This is a genomic window from Mycobacterium arosiense ATCC BAA-1401 = DSM 45069, assembly GCF_002086125.1.
Taxonomy (GTDB): Bacteria; Actinomycetota; Actinomycetes; order Mycobacteriales; family Mycobacteriaceae; genus Mycobacterium; species Mycobacterium arosiense.
Genome location: NZ_MVHG01000015.1, coordinates 24,956 through 37,906, shown reverse-complemented (window position 1 = coordinate 37,906; position 12,951 = coordinate 24,956). Strand labels below are relative to the sequence as shown.

Sequence of the window (12,951 nt, the reverse complement as noted above, 5' to 3'; positions counted from 1 at the left end):
TTCAGCGGCTCGGGGTCGAAGCAAGGCAGACCGGCCACCCGCGGCGCGGCCTTGCCCGCCGGAAGGTACTGACGAAATGGCTACGATGACGCGCCGGCAACTAGCTCAGCCCCAGATCCGCGAGCCCGAGCACGCTTCGGTAGGGCAGCCCCTCGGCCTCAATGGCCTCGGCGGCGCCGGTGGCCCGGTCCACCACGGTGGCCACCCCCACCACATCGCCGCCGGCCTCCTGCACGGCACGCACCGCGGTGAGGGCCGAGTTGCCGGTGGTGCTGGTGTCCTCGACCACCAACACCCGCTTGCCGGAGACCTCGGAACCTTCGATAAGTCGTTGCAGCCCATGGGTTTTGGCGGACTTGCGCACGACGAAGGCGTCGATCGGCCGGCCCGGCGCGTGCATGACGGCGGTGGCCACCGGGTCCGCGCCCAACGTCAGGCCGCCGACCACCGCATAGTCCCAGTCGCTGGTCAGTTCGCGCATCAGCGTGCCGATCAGTGCCGAGGCGCGGTGGTGCAGGGTGGCCCGGCGTAGGTCGACGTAGTAATCGGCCTCCTTGCCGGAGGACAGCGTGACCCGCCCGTGCACGACCGAAAGGCGTTTTACCAACTCGGCCAGCTCTTCGCGGTCAGGTCCGGCCACGGCCACTCCCGATTCGTTTGGTGAGGGCCCGCATCAGGGACCGCGGCATCAGACGTTCGGCGGCGACGATGGCCTTGTACTGCAGGCCCGGGATGCTGATCACCTTGCCGCGGGCGATATCGGCCAGGCTCTGGCCGACCACATCGTCGACCTCGAGCCACATGAACGACGGCGACCTGGCCATGTCGATCCCGGCGCGGTGGTGAAATTCGGTGTGCACGTAGCCCGGGCACACGGCGTGCACGGAAACCCCGGTGCCCTGCAGGCCCACGGACAGGCCCTCGCTGAACGAGATCACCCACGCTTTGGACGCCGAGTACGTCGACCCGCGCCCGGGTACCAGCCCCGCGATGCTGGCGATGTTGATGACGGTGCCCTCGCCGGCCTCGAGCATGGCCGGCAGCGCCGCGCGGGTCAGGTGCATCACCGCGGTGACGTTGACGTCGAGCTGGGATTGCAACAGCGCGGGATCGGCGGACCAGAAGTCCCCGGATGTGCCGAAGCCGGCGTTGTTGACCAGGACCCGCACGCCCCCGGCGGCGATCCGGTCGCAGACCCGCTGACGGCCGGCGGCATCGGCCAGGTCGGCGGGCAGGATTTCGACGGAGCCGTCGTGCTTCCGCAGTTCCTCGGACAACCTGGTCAGGCGGTCGACATCGCGGGCGACCAGGACCAGGTCGTAGCCGTCGTGCGCGTAGCGTCGCGCGAACCCGGCGCCGATTCCGGACGTAGGCCCGGTGATCAGGGCTACGGGTCGAGGCATGAGCGACATCCTAATGACGGCGGTCGCGCCGGCCCTGTGGCTACCCGGGGCCCGCCGTCAGCGCTGGTAGTTGCTGGCCTGCTGGCCGTTGCGCCCGGCCGGCGGTGGGCGGCGGACGGTTTCCGAACGCCCATCGGGTCGCCGGGGCTGGTCGCGGCGCGGCGGCTCGGCGGCGCGGCGACCCGGCTGCGGTTCCGGGCCGAGCAGCCCGGTCACATCCTGCTGCGGGCGCCGGGGCGGTAGCTCCGCGCGGCCCGCGGGCGCCAACGGCCGGCTGGGCGAGGCGTTGCGCAGCCCGGACGGCGCACCCGTCTCCTGCGGGGCCTCCTCCGGCAGCGGCGGCAGCACCCGCAACAGATCGTTGAACTGGCGCACCGTGCGCAGGCCCTCGTCCCACTCGGTGCGCGTGCTGGTGATCGGCATGGCCACCAGCGTCCAGTTCTGCTCGTTCCACATGATCTCGGCGCTGTCCGGCGCGGTGTGCGCGAAGGTGACCATCCGGCGGTCGCAGGCCCGGCGGGCGGCATCGAGGTTGGTGGAGTACACCATTCGCGGCCCGATCGCCCCCAACAGCCAGATGTCGCTTTCCCGCGGCTCTTTGAGTCCCTTGAGCCGCAGGTCCACCACGACGTTGGTGCCCACCTTGCGGTGCAGCGCGATGACGGTGGCGACCTCTTCGAGGTCGAAGATGTAGACGGCCTCGCCGCGGATCTGACCCAGCACCACGTTTTGGGCGGCGACGTCGCCCACCGTCGACATCACGCCGCGCTTCCAGCGTTTGAGGATGTCGGTTGATTCAGGCTCGTAGTCGAAGCCGTGCGATCGCGCCCACGACTTGCGTCGCCTGCTGCGCCCGCGCCGCCGATCGATGTCGACGTACAGCAACACCCCCGCGCCGACAAAGCACAGCGCGGAGAGCGTGAACCAGAGGGGGACCATCCCACACAGGGTATCTGCTATTGGCCCGGAATAAAGAAGTCCGGCTGGTCACAACCCAGTTACAGGACGAAGCACCCCGGCGTGGGACGGACCCCGCACGTCGGTCAGCCCAGAATCAGCGAGTCGCCATCGGGGCTGACGTTCACCGGAACGGTGTCGCCGTCGTGCACGTCGCCGGCCAACAGCATCTTGGCCAGCTGGTCACCGATGGCCTGCTGCACCAGTCGGCGCAACGGCCGCGCGCCGTAGACCGGGTCGAACCCGCGGTGGGCCAGCCACTGCTTGGCCGGCAGCGACACCTGCAGGGTGAGGCGGCGCTGGGCCAGCCGCTTTTGCAGCTGGGCCAGCTGGATGTCGACGATCTGCACCAGCTCGCCGGGTTCAAGGCCGTCGAAGATGATCACGTCGTCGAGCCGGTTGATGAACTCCGGTTTGAACGCCGAGCGCACCGCCGCCATCACCATGTCCTCGTCGCCGCCCGATCCGAGGTTGGACGTCAGGATCAGGATGGTGTTGCGGAAGTCGACGGTGCGGCCCTGCCCGTCGGTCAGCCGGCCCTCGTCGAGCACCTGCAGCAGCACGTCGAACACGTCCGGGTGCGCCTTTTCGATCTCGTCGAACAGGATCACCGTGTACGGCCGCCGCCGCACCGCCTCGGTCAGTTGGCCGCCCTGGTCGTAGCCGACGTACCCGGGCGGGGCGCCCACCAGCCGGGCCACCGAATGCTTTTCGCCGTATTCGCTCATGTCGATGCGGACCATCGCGCGTTCGTCGTCGAACAAAAACTCCGCCAGCGCCTTGGCCAGCTCGGTCTTCCCGACACCGGTCGGCCCGAGGAACATGAACGACCCGGTGGGCCGGTTGGGGTCGGCGACGCCGGCCCGCGAACGCCGCACGGCGTCGGAGACGGCCGTCACGGCCTTCTTCTGGCCGACGACGCGCTGACCCAGCTCGTCTTCCATGCGCAGCAGCTTGGCGGTCTCACCCTCGAGCATGCGTCCGGCCGGGATTCCGGTCCACGCGGACACCACCTCGGCGATGTCGTCGGGGCCGACCTCCTCCTTGAGCATCACGTTCTCGCGAGCCTCGGCCTGCGGCAGCGCGGCGTCGAGTTTCTTCTCCACCTCCGGGATGCGCCCGTACCGCAGCTCGGCGGCCTTGGCCAGGTCGCCGTCGCGCTCGGCGCGCTCGGACTCCCCGCGCAGCACCTCCAGCTGTTCCTTGAGCTCGCGAACCACGTCGATGGCGTTCTTCTCGTTCTGCCACCGGGTGGTGAGCTCGGCCAGCTTCTCCTTCTGGTCGGCCAGCTCCGAGCGCAGCTTCTCCAGCCGCTCCTTGGACGCCTCGTCCTCCTCTTTGGCCAACGCCATCTCCTCGATCTCGAGGCGGCGCACCAATCGCTCGACCTCGTCGATCTCGACGGGCCGGGAGTCGATCTCCATCTTCAGCCGGCTGGCGGCCTCGTCGACCAGGTCGATGGCCTTGTCCGGCAGGAAGCGCGCGGTGATGTAGCGGTCGGACAGCGTCGCCGCGGCCACCAGGGCCGAGTCGGTGATGCGCACGCCGTGATGCACCTCGTAGCGGTCCTTGAGTCCGCGCAGGATGCCGACGGTGTCCTCCACCGAGGGCTCGCCGACCAGCACCTGCTGGAAGCGGCGCTCCAGCGCGGCGTCCTTCTCGATGTACTTGCGGTACTCGTCGAGGGTGGTGGCGCCGACCAGGCGCAGCTCCCCGCGGGCCAGCATCGGCTTGATCATGTTGCCGGCGTCCATCGCGCCCTCGCCGGTCGCGCCGGCGCCGACGATGGTGTGCAGCTCGTCGATGAAGGTGATGATCTGCCCGGCGGAGTTTTTGATGTCGTCGAGGACCGCCTTGAGCCGTTCCTCGAACTCGCCGCGGTACTTTGCGCCGGCCACCATCGATCCCAGGTCCAGGCTGATGACGGTCTTGTCGCGCAGGCTCTCGGGCACGTCGCCGGCGACGATGCGCTGGGCCAGGCCCTCCACGATTGCGGTCTTGCCGACGCCGGGCTCGCCGATGAGCACCGGGTTGTTCTTGGTGCGCCGGCTCAGCACCTGCACGACGCGGCGAATCTCGTTGTCGCGCCCGATAACCGGATCGAGTTTGCCCTCGCGGGCCCGCGCCGTCAGGTCGGTGGAGTACTTCTCCAGCGCCTGATAGGTGGCCTCCGGCTCCGGGCTGGTGACCCGGGCGCTGCCGCGCACCTTGACGAAGCCCTCGCGCAGCGCCTGGGGCGAGGCACCGTGGCCCGTCAACAGCTTGGCGACGTCGGAATCGCCGGTGGCCAGGCCGACCAGCAGGTGCTCGGTCGAGACGTATTCGTCGTTCATCTCGGTGGCCAGCTGCTGGGCGGTGGTGACGGCGGCCAGCGACTCGCGCGACAGCTGCGGTTGCGAGCTGGCGCCGCTGGCCTGCGGCAGCCGCTCGAGCACCCGCTCGGTTTCGGCGCGAATGGTGGCCGGGTCGACGCCGACGGCCTCCAGTAGGGGCGCGGCGATGCCGTCGGTCTGCGTCAGCAGCGCCATCAGCAGGTGCGCGGGCCGGATCTCGGGGTTACCGGCGGCCGAGGCCGCCTGCAGCGCCGAGGTCAGCGCCGCTTGGGTCTTGGTGGTCGGGTTGAAAGAGTCCACGACGAGCTCCGTTCGAATACGAAGGGTTGGCAAAAATGCTTGTCGGTTAGTTCAACGTCGTCAATGTTGAGTCTGTTCCGCTCAACTCTATCGAGTTTTGAGCACTACGGCGTAGGGGGTACCCCCGAATCGATGACGCAGACGATGCAGCGCCCCGATCAAGCCGACCCCGACGCGCAGACACGGCCGCAGCGCAGCGGCGGCCTACCGGGCCTGTGGCTGGTCGCCGTAGCCGCGGCGCTCGCGTACGCCGGCCTGCTCGCCGTCGGGGTGCGAACCGATCTCACCGGGAGCAGCCCATCGACGGTGCCGGAGGCGGGGACGCTGCAGGTCAGCGGGACGGGTATGACGAAGACGCTTCCCTGCCATGCCGGTTACCTGTCGGTGAGCGGAGCGCGGAACACGATCACCCTGACCGGGCACTGCACCAGCGTCAGCGTCTCCGGCAGCGCCAACCACGTCGCGGTCGACAGCACCGACGCGGCCAGCGCGTCGGGTAACGGCAACGTCGTTCTCTATCACTGGGGTTCACCCAAGACCGCCAACGTCGGGACGGCCAACGTCGTCCGACAGGGCTGAGTAGGCGGCCGAGCCTAGAATCAGGGCCCGTGAGCCTGGAGGACGCCGAAGCGCTGCGGGTGCTGCGTGACGCTTTCGCGGACCCGGCCGGTGATGCCGCCGCGCTCGTCCACCGCTTCTACACCCAGTGGTTCGCCCTCGACGGCTCGGTGCGCGATCTGTTCCCGCCCGAAATGTCCGCTCAGCGGCTCGCTTTCGGCCATGCGCTGCACTGGGTGTATGGGGAACTGGTCGCGCGGCGCGCGCAGGAGCCGGTGGCCTTCCTGGCTCAACTCGGCCGCGATCACCGCAAATACGGTGTGCTGCCGGCGCATTACGAGACCCTGCGGCGCGCGTTGCTCTCGACGCTGCGCGCGCACGTGGGCGCGGAATGGACCGACTCCGTCGAAGCGGCGGCCCAGCAGTCGCTGAACCTGATCACCGGGGTGATGAGCGGGGCCGCGGACGCCGAGGAGGGCCCCGCCTGGTGGGACGGCACCGTGATCGAGCACCTGCGGGTGTCGCGAGACCTGGTGGTGGTGCGGCTGCAACTCGATCAGCCGATGCACTACCACCCCGGCCAGTACGTCAACGTCCACGTGCCCCAGTGTCCGCACCGCTGGCGGTATTTGAGCCCCGCCATTCCGGCCGACCCGGGCGGCGGGATCGAGTTTCACGTCCGCCTGGTCCCCGGCGGCTTGGTCAGCACCGCGATCGTCGGCGAAACCCGCGTCGGCGACCGGTGGCGGCTGTCCAGCCCGCACGGCGGTCTGCGGGTCGACCGCGAGGGGGGCGACGTGCTGATGGTCGCCGGCAGCACGGGCCTGGCGCCGCTGCGGGCGCTGATCATGGACCTGGCCCGGTTCGCGGTGAACCCGCGCATCCATCTGTTCTTCGGCGCCCGATACCGTTGCGAACTCTACGATTTGCCGACCCTGTGGCAGGTCGCCTCGCACAACCCGTGGCTGTCGGTCTCCCCCGTCTCGGAGTACAGCAGCGACCCGGCGTGGGCCGCGGACTATCCCGACGTCACGCCGCCGCGTGGCCTGCACGTGCACCAGATCGGGCGGCTGCCCGACGTGGTCACCAAGTACGGCGGCTGGGGCGACCGGCAGATCCTGGTCTGCGGCGGGCCGGCGATGGTCAGCGCCACCAAGGCCGCCCTCATCGCCAAAGGGGCTCCGCCCGAACGCATTGCGCACGACCCGCTATGGAGGTAACCATGCACGTCGTCACGCTGCGCGATCCCGCATCGCCGGTGGTTGCCCAGTTCGTTCCCGAGGCGGGGATGGTCGGCACGTCGCTGCGCGACGCCGGTGTGGAGCTGCTGGGCCAGCGCCGCGGCCTGGACGCCTACGTCTGCGACGGCAAGACGATGGGGATCCCGATTCTGTACCCGTGGGCGAATCGGTTGGGCGCGAACACCTATACCGCCCAGGACGCGACGGTGACCCTGACGCCGGGAGAAAACGGTGTGCGCGCCGACCCCAACGGGCTGCCCATCCACGGCGTCCTGGCCGCCTACCCCGGCTGGCGGGTGACGGCCGAGACCGACAGCGAGCTGACCGCCGAACTGGATTACGGTGCCGATCCCCGATTGCTGGCCAGCTTCCCATATCCACATGTGCTGACGGTCGCAGTGCGGCTGGCCGAGCGGACGCTGACGATTCGGACCACGGTGAGAGCCAGCGCCGACCGGGCGGTGCCGCTGTGCTTCGGCTTTCACCCCTACCTGCAACTGCCCGACGCCCCGCGGGCCGACTGGGTCATCGAGACCCCGCCGTTGGGGCATCTGGGCCTCGACGACACCGGACTGCCCACCGGCGATTCCGAGCTGCAGCCGGCGCGGCGAGAGGCGTTGGGCAACAACACGTTCGACGATGCCTACGACCAGGTGGCCGAAGGCGCGGTATTCGCGGTGTCCGGTGGCGGACGACGCGTCGAGGTGCGTTTCGAGCGGGGCTATCCGGCGGCGCAGATTTTCGCGCCGGCACCCGACGACCCCACGAAGACGATCGTTTGCTTCGAGCCGATGACCGCACCGACCGACGCGCTGCGCCGGGGCGGCTACCGCTGCGCGCGGCCGGGCGAACCCGCCGTCGCGCAGTTCTCAATCCGGGTGGGCTCACAGTGACCCCTCGGGTCACCGCAGACACTGGCGGTCACCGGGTGAATGCGAGAATCAGCGTCCCCGCCGCGGCTGCCACACCACCAGCGCGGTGCTCTTGGGCACCACCGCCACGTCGCGGCGCTGGCTGGCGCGGGTCTGCGAAAGCTCCTCGGTCAACTCCTTGACCCGGGCCTGCAGCGCCTCGACCTGATTCGTCAGCTCGATGATGCGCTTGATCCCGGCGAGGTTGACGCCCTCGTGCTGCGAGAGCCGCTGCACCTCGCGCAGCAGGTCCACGTCGCGTTCCGAATACCGCCGTCCCCCACCGGAAGTCCGGCGCGGGCTGACCAGGCCGAGCCGGTCGTAGGTGCGCAGCGTTTGGGCGTGCATTCCGGCCAGCTCGGCGGCCACCGAGATGAGGAAGGTCCGGGCATCCTCTTTACGACCCTTGGCCATCAGCGGTTACCCGCCCATCCGGCCCGGGGGTCGAAGCCGCTGACACGCTCGGCGGCGGCGTACGCCTCCAGCGCCTCCCGCGCGGCCCCCTCCAAATTCGGTGGCACGGCGACCTTTACGGTCACCAGCAAGTCGCCGTTGCCGCCATTGCGCTTGGGAACGCCACGACCGCGCACCCGCAGGATGCGGCCGTCGGCGGTGCCCTTGGGCACCCGGACACCGACCTTGCCATCCAGGGTGGGCACCGAGATGGTTGAGCCCAAAGCCAACTCGGTGAAGCTGACCGGGACGGTCACCGTGAGGTCGTCGCCATCGCGGCCGAACACCTTGTCCGGGCGCACGTGCACCGTCACGTAAAGGTCGCCCGAGGGCGCACCGCGCAACCCCGCCTCGCCCTGGCCGGGCAGCCGGATGCGCTGTCCGTCCTCGACGCCCGGCGGGATCCGCACGTTGATGGTGCGGGTGCGGGTGGTCACACCGGTGCCCTTGCACTCCTCGCAGGGGTGCTCGATGATCGAGCCGCTGCCCCGGCAATCGGTGCAGGGCTCGGAGAATCCGAACGCGCCCTGGTTGCGGCTGATCACGCCGGAACCGTTGCAGGTGGGACAAACCTTCGGGCTAGTACCCGGCCGCGCGCCACTGCCGTGGCAGTTGGTGCACGGGGCCGGGCTGGTCAGCCGCAGCGGCATCGCCACGCCCTTGGCGGCCTCGACGAAATCCAGCTGGGTTTCGGTCTCGAGGTCGTTGCCACGGCGGGGCCGGCTGGGCCGGGCGCCCGAACCACGCCCGAACAGGCCGCCGAACAGGTCACCGATGTTTGTGCCGCCGCTTCGGCCGGCCGCGTCGAACAAATCGTTGAGGTTGAACTCGGCGCCATCGCCGCCGACGTTGAAGCCCCCGAACCCGCCGCTGTCGAACCGGCGCCCGCCAAAACCACCGCCGGCGAACAGCCTTCGGGTTTCGTCGTACTCCTTGCGCTTGGCCGGATCGGACAAGACGTTGTGTGCCTCGGAGACCGCTTTGAATCGTTCGCCGGCGGCGGGGTTGTCGGGGTTCGCGTCCGGGTGCAGATCGCGCGCCAACTTGCGGTAGGCGCGTTTGATCTCTTCGGCACTGGCGTCAGAGGAGACGCCCAGCTCCTTATAGAAGTCCTTTTCGACCCATTCACGCTGGGCCATGTCGCGTCACCCCCTCACCTTTCTTTTTTTGTGCTGATCGTGTGGCCTAGTCACCGGATGTGCCGACGTTATCGTCCGATTCGGCCGGCTCGGCTTCGGTTGCCGCCGTGGTGGATTCGTCCGTCGCGGCCGATTCATCGCCTTCGTCGGCGACCGTGTCGACGACGCCGACCAGGGCGTGCCGCAACACCTGATCACCCAGCTTGTAGCCCTGCCGCATGACGGTGCCGATCACCGGCCGGGACCCTTCGGAGCCGGTGCCCTCGTGCTGCACGGCCTCGTGCAGCACCGGGTCGAAGTCCTCGCCCTCCTCGCCGAACGCCGTCAGGCCCAGGCCGCTCAGCGCGCTCTCCAGCTTGTCAGCGACCGACTTCAGCGGTCCGGACTCCAGGTCACCGTGCTTACGGGCCCGGTCGAGATCGTCGAGCACACCCAGCAATTGGTTGACGACTGCGGCTTTGGCCCGGTCCGCCGCGGCCTGCTGGTCGCGCAGCGCCCGCTTGCGGTAGTTGGCGAAGTCGGCCTGCACCCGTTGCAGATCGGCGGTGAGCTCGGCGACTTTGCCGTCGGGCTGCTCCGCCGGCTCGCCGGCCGGCGCCCCTCCCGGCGTGTCGCCGGGAGGGACCTGCCGTACTTCACCGGTCTGGGGGTCGATTCGCCGCTTGTCGGTGATCGTCACCTGTTCGTGTGGATTGCCTTCCGTCACTTGGACTCCCGGTCATCGTCGACCACCTCCGCGTCCACGACGTCGTCAGCGGAGCCCGACCCGTCGCCCGCCGCGCCGCCACCGGCCTGCTCGCCGGCGGCCTGCGTGGCCTCGTAGATCGCCTGTCCGAGCGCCTGCGACTCCTGGCCCAGTTTCTCCATCGCCGCCTTGATGGCGGTGATGTCGGTGCCGCCCAGGGCCGTCTTGGCCTCGGCGATCGCGGCGTCGACCTTGGACAGCGTGTCCTCGGGAACCTTCGAGCCGCCCTCGGCTTCGCGCTGATCCTTGACGAACTTCTCCGTCTGGTAGACCAGCGATTCGGCCTGATTGCGGATGTCGGCCTCTTCGCGACGCTGACGGTCCTCCTCGGCGTGCGCCTCGGCGTCCTTGATCATCCGATCGATCTCCTCCTTGGACAGGCCGGAGCCCTCCTGGATCTTGATCGTGTTCTCCTTGCCGGTGCCCTTGTCCTTGGCCGTGACGTGCACGATGCCGTTGGCGTCGATGTCGAAGGTGACCTCGATCTGCGGGACGCCGCGCGGAGCGGGCGGGATGCCGGTCAGCTCGAAGGAGCCGAGCAGCTTGTTGCGCGAGGCGATTTCGCGCTCACCCTGGTAGACCTGGATCTGCACCGACGGCTGGTTGTCGTCGGCCGTGGTGAAGGTCTCCGACCGCTTGGTGGGGATCGTGGTGTTGCGCTCGATGAGCTTGGTCATCACGCCACCCTTGGTTTCGATACCCAGGCTCAGCGGCGTAACGTCAAGCAGCAGAACATCTTTCACCTCACCCTTGAGGACACCCGCCTGCAGGGCGGCACCAACGGCCACCACCTCGTCGGGGTTGACGCCCTTGTTGGGCTCCTTGCCGCCGGTGAGCTCCTTGACCAAATCGGTCACCGCGGGCATACGGGTGGAACCACCCACCAGCACCACGTGGTCGATGTCGGCCACCGAGATACCGGCGTCAGAGATCACCGACTTGAACGGCTGACGGGTGCGGTCCAGCAGATCCTGTGTGATGCGCTGGAATTCGGCGCGGGTCAGCTGCTCGTCGAGGAACAACGGGTTCTTGTCCGCGTCGACGGTGATGTAGGGCAGGTTGATCGAGGTGCTCTGCGAACTCGACAGCTCGATCTTGGCCTTCTCCGCGGCCTCGCGCAGCCGCTGCATCGCCATCTTGTCCTTGGTCAGGTCGATGCCGCTGGTGCCCTTGAACTTGTCGACCAGCCAGTTGACGATCCGGTCGTCCCAGTCGTCGCCACCGAGGTGGTTGTCACCACTGGTGGCGCGGACCTCGACCACGCCCTCACCGATCTCGAGCAGCGAGACGTCGAAAGTGCCGCCACCGAGGTCGAAGACCAGGATGGTCTGTTCCTTCTCGCCCTTGTCCAGGCCGTAGGCCAGCGCCGCCGCGGTCGGCTCGTTGACGATCCGCAGCACATTCAGGCCGGCGATCTGGCCGGCTTCCTTGGTCGCCTGACGCTGGGCGTCGTTGAAGTACGCCGGCACGGTGACGACCGCGTCGGTGACGTCCTCACCCAGATACGCCTCGGCATCGCGCTTCAGCTTCATCAGCACGCGGGCGCTGATCTCCTGAGCGGTGTACTTCTTGTCGTCGACCTCGATGGACCAGTCGGTGCCCATGTGCCGCTTGACCGAACGGATGGTGCGGTCGACGTTGGTGACCGCCTGGTTCTTGGCGGGCTGGCCGACGAGCACCTCTCCGTTGCGCGCGAACGCGACGATGGACGGCGTGGTCCGCGAACCCTCGGAGTTGGCGACGACGACCGGGTCACCGCCCTCGAGGACTGCGACGACGGAGTTGGTGGTCCCGAGGTCGATACCGACCGCACGAGCCATAGTGATTCCTCCTGAATATGTAGAGCCTGTCTGGTGTCACTATGCTGAGTGAACCCCGCTCAAGCCTGCCCCGGGAGGCGGTGGGCTGTCAAACCAAGCATTGAGTGTGGTCTGCTCAACTTGTCGATAATGTTAACGGCGCCCGGTCCCGCCTTGTTCCCGGGGCGCCAACGAATTCGTGGCGTCCCCGGCCACCTCCTCGATGAGCGCCAGCAGCGCACGGGTGGCCGCGCTGGCCTGCCGGTTCGCCGAGGTCGCGACGTAGAGGCGCCATTGCAGGTCGTGCCCGGCGATCCGGACGCTCGCCAGACCCGAGCTGTCGATGCCCTCGAGGATGGACCAGCTCAGAAATCCGATCCCCAGCCCCTTGCGGATACAGATCGCCGCCGTGCCGATGTCGGCCACTTCCACCGCGACGGTCCGCGGGACGCCGGCGGCCGCGAACGCGGTGTCGACCACGGCGCGGTTGCCGTATCCCGGCGGCCCGTCGACGAAGGACATGCCGGCGAGCTCGGCCAGCGAAACCGCCTCGCCCCGCGCCAGCGGGTGGTCCTCGGGGACGACCAGCAGCAGCGGAACCGAGGCCACCAGCCGGGTGCGCAGGTCGGCCGGGGGCGGTCCGGTGAAAACCAGGAAGGCGACGTCGAGATCCCCGTCCCGCAGTTGCCCGGCCAGACCGGCCGACCCGGCGCTGGCCGCGCGCAGGTGAACCACGATTTCGGGATGCCGGGAGTGCAGTTCGGCCAGCACGGTCGGCACGTCGATGACGCTCACCGACGTCAACGTCCCCACCGTGACGGTGCCACGCACCGTGCCCCGGGCGGCGCTCACCGCGTCCTTCGCCGCGCGGGCGGCGTCCAGGGTGGCCCGGGCGTGGGGTCGCAGCGCTTCGCCCGCCGGGGTCAGGGCCACGCCGGCCGGGCCCCGGACGAACAACTCTGCGCCCAGTTCGCGCTCGAGCGCCTTGATGGTGGCCGACACCCCGGACTGCACCACGTGCAGCCGCTTGGCCGCTTCGGTGAAGCTCCGACCGTCCCCGACGGCCAAGAAGTACTTGAGGTGACGAAGCTCCACACCGGCGATTATCACCG

The 12,951-nt window shown here is 68.9% G+C and carries 12 protein-coding genes; 3 read left to right on the top strand and 9 right to left on the bottom strand.

Going from position 1 to position 12,951, the window contains the following annotated elements; genetic code table 11:
- Positions 1-100: 100 nt before the first annotated feature.
- The 4 genes from pyrE to clpB all read right to left on the bottom strand — a co-directional run bounded on the left by pyrE (position 101) and on the right by clpB (position 4,993).
- Positions 101-640, bottom strand: coding sequence for an orotate phosphoribosyltransferase (gene pyrE, locus BST14_RS09215; RefSeq protein ID WP_083064258.1), 540 nt, complete (start codon positions 638-640; stop codon positions 101-103).
- Complete coding sequence (locus tag BST14_RS09210) at positions 627-1,403, bottom strand: SDR family NAD(P)-dependent oxidoreductase (protein WP_083064203.1); 777 nt, start codon at positions 1,401-1,403, stop codon at positions 627-629. Before BST14_RS09210 ends, pyrE begins: the two co-directional genes overlap by 14 nt.
- A gap of 57 nt (positions 1,404-1,460) precedes the next feature.
- Positions 1,461-2,342 (bottom strand): trehalose monomycolate transport factor TtfA, encoded by an 882-nt coding sequence (gene ttfA / locus BST14_RS09205; RefSeq protein ID WP_083064202.1) that lies wholly within the window; start codon positions 2,340-2,342, stop codon positions 1,461-1,463.
- Between the two features lie 104 nt (positions 2,343-2,446).
- Positions 2,447-4,993 carry an ATP-dependent chaperone ClpB gene (gene clpB / locus BST14_RS09200; RefSeq protein ID WP_083064201.1) on the bottom strand — a complete coding sequence of 849 codons (2,547 nt, stop codon included), beginning with the start codon at positions 4,991-4,993 and terminating at the stop codon, positions 2,447-2,449.
- A 132-nt stretch (positions 4,994-5,125) separates the two neighbouring features.
- Between clpB and BST14_RS09195 the strand changes: the two genes are divergently transcribed.
- The 3 genes from BST14_RS09195 to BST14_RS09185 are packed head-to-tail and all read left to right on the top strand — an operon-like array spanning position 5,126 to position 7,685.
- Entirely contained in the window at positions 5,126-5,572 is a 447-nt protein-coding gene (locus BST14_RS09195; RefSeq protein ID WP_211280686.1) for a DUF3060 domain-containing protein, read from the top strand.
- 29 nt (positions 5,573-5,601) lie between these two features.
- Positions 5,602-6,771 (top strand): FAD-binding oxidoreductase, encoded by a 1,170-nt coding sequence (locus tag BST14_RS09190; protein WP_083064199.1) that lies wholly within the window; start codon positions 5,602-5,604, stop codon positions 6,769-6,771.
- Between the two features lie 2 nt (positions 6,772-6,773).
- The gene (locus BST14_RS09185; protein ID WP_083064198.1) at positions 6,774-7,685 is read left to right on the top strand and encodes an aldose 1-epimerase; all 912 of its coding nucleotides are present in this window, start codon (positions 6,774-6,776) and stop codon (positions 7,683-7,685) included.
- Positions 7,686-7,733: 48 nt separating this feature from the next.
- Here the strand turns inward: BST14_RS09185 and BST14_RS09180 are convergent, their stop codons facing one another.
- From BST14_RS09180 to BST14_RS09160, 5 genes are all read right to left on the bottom strand, one after another.
- Entirely contained in the window at positions 7,734-8,117 is a 384-nt protein-coding gene (locus BST14_RS09180) for a heat shock protein transcriptional repressor HspR (protein WP_083064197.1), read from the bottom strand.
- The gene (dnaJ, locus tag BST14_RS09175; protein ID WP_083064196.1) at positions 8,117-9,295 is read right to left on the bottom strand and encodes a molecular chaperone DnaJ; all 1,179 of its coding nucleotides are present in this window, start codon (positions 9,293-9,295) and stop codon (positions 8,117-8,119) included. The genes BST14_RS09180 and dnaJ overlap by 1 nt, the downstream gene beginning before the upstream one ends.
- Before the next feature lie 46 nt (positions 9,296-9,341).
- Positions 9,342-10,001 carry a nucleotide exchange factor GrpE gene (grpE, locus tag BST14_RS09170; RefSeq protein ID WP_083064195.1) on the bottom strand — a complete coding sequence of 220 codons (660 nt, stop codon included), beginning with the start codon at positions 9,999-10,001 and terminating at the stop codon, positions 9,342-9,344.
- Positions 9,998-11,860, bottom strand: coding sequence for a molecular chaperone DnaK (gene dnaK / locus BST14_RS09165; protein WP_083064194.1), 1,863 nt, complete (start codon positions 11,858-11,860; stop codon positions 9,998-10,000). The genes grpE and dnaK overlap by 4 nt, the downstream gene beginning before the upstream one ends.
- Positions 11,861-11,992: 132 nt before the next feature.
- Positions 11,993-12,934 (bottom strand): LysR family transcriptional regulator, encoded by a 942-nt coding sequence (locus tag BST14_RS09160; protein ID WP_083064257.1) that lies wholly within the window; start codon positions 12,932-12,934, stop codon positions 11,993-11,995.
- Between the last annotated feature and the right edge of the window lie 17 nt (positions 12,935-12,951).

What these genes read in the sequence shown, in the direction of transcription:
- BST14_RS09210 (WP_083064203.1), bottom strand. Translation starts at nt 1,403, where the DNA reads ATGCCTCGACCCGTAGCCCTGATCACCGGGCCTACGTCCGGAATCGGC.
- ttfA (WP_083064202.1), bottom strand. Translation starts at nt 2,342, where the DNA reads ATGGTCCCCCTCTGGTTCACGCTCTCCGCGCTGTGCTTTGTCGGCGCG.
- BST14_RS09195 (WP_211280686.1), top strand. Translation starts at nt 5,126, where the DNA reads ATGACGCAGACGATGCAGCGCCCCGATCAAGCCGACCCCGACGCGCAG.
- BST14_RS09185 (WP_083064198.1), top strand. Translation starts at nt 6,774, where the DNA reads ATGCACGTCGTCACGCTGCGCGATCCCGCATCGCCGGTGGTTGCCCAG.
- BST14_RS09180 (WP_083064197.1), bottom strand. Translation starts at nt 8,117, where the DNA reads ATGGCCAAGGGTCGTAAAGAGGATGCCCGGACCTTCCTCATCTCGGTG.
- dnaJ (WP_083064196.1), bottom strand. Translation starts at nt 9,295, where the DNA reads ATGGCCCAGCGTGAATGGGTCGAAAAGGACTTCTATAAGGAGCTGGGC.
- dnaK (WP_083064194.1), bottom strand. Translation starts at nt 11,860, where the DNA reads ATGGCTCGTGCGGTCGGTATCGACCTCGGGACCACCAACTCCGTCGTC.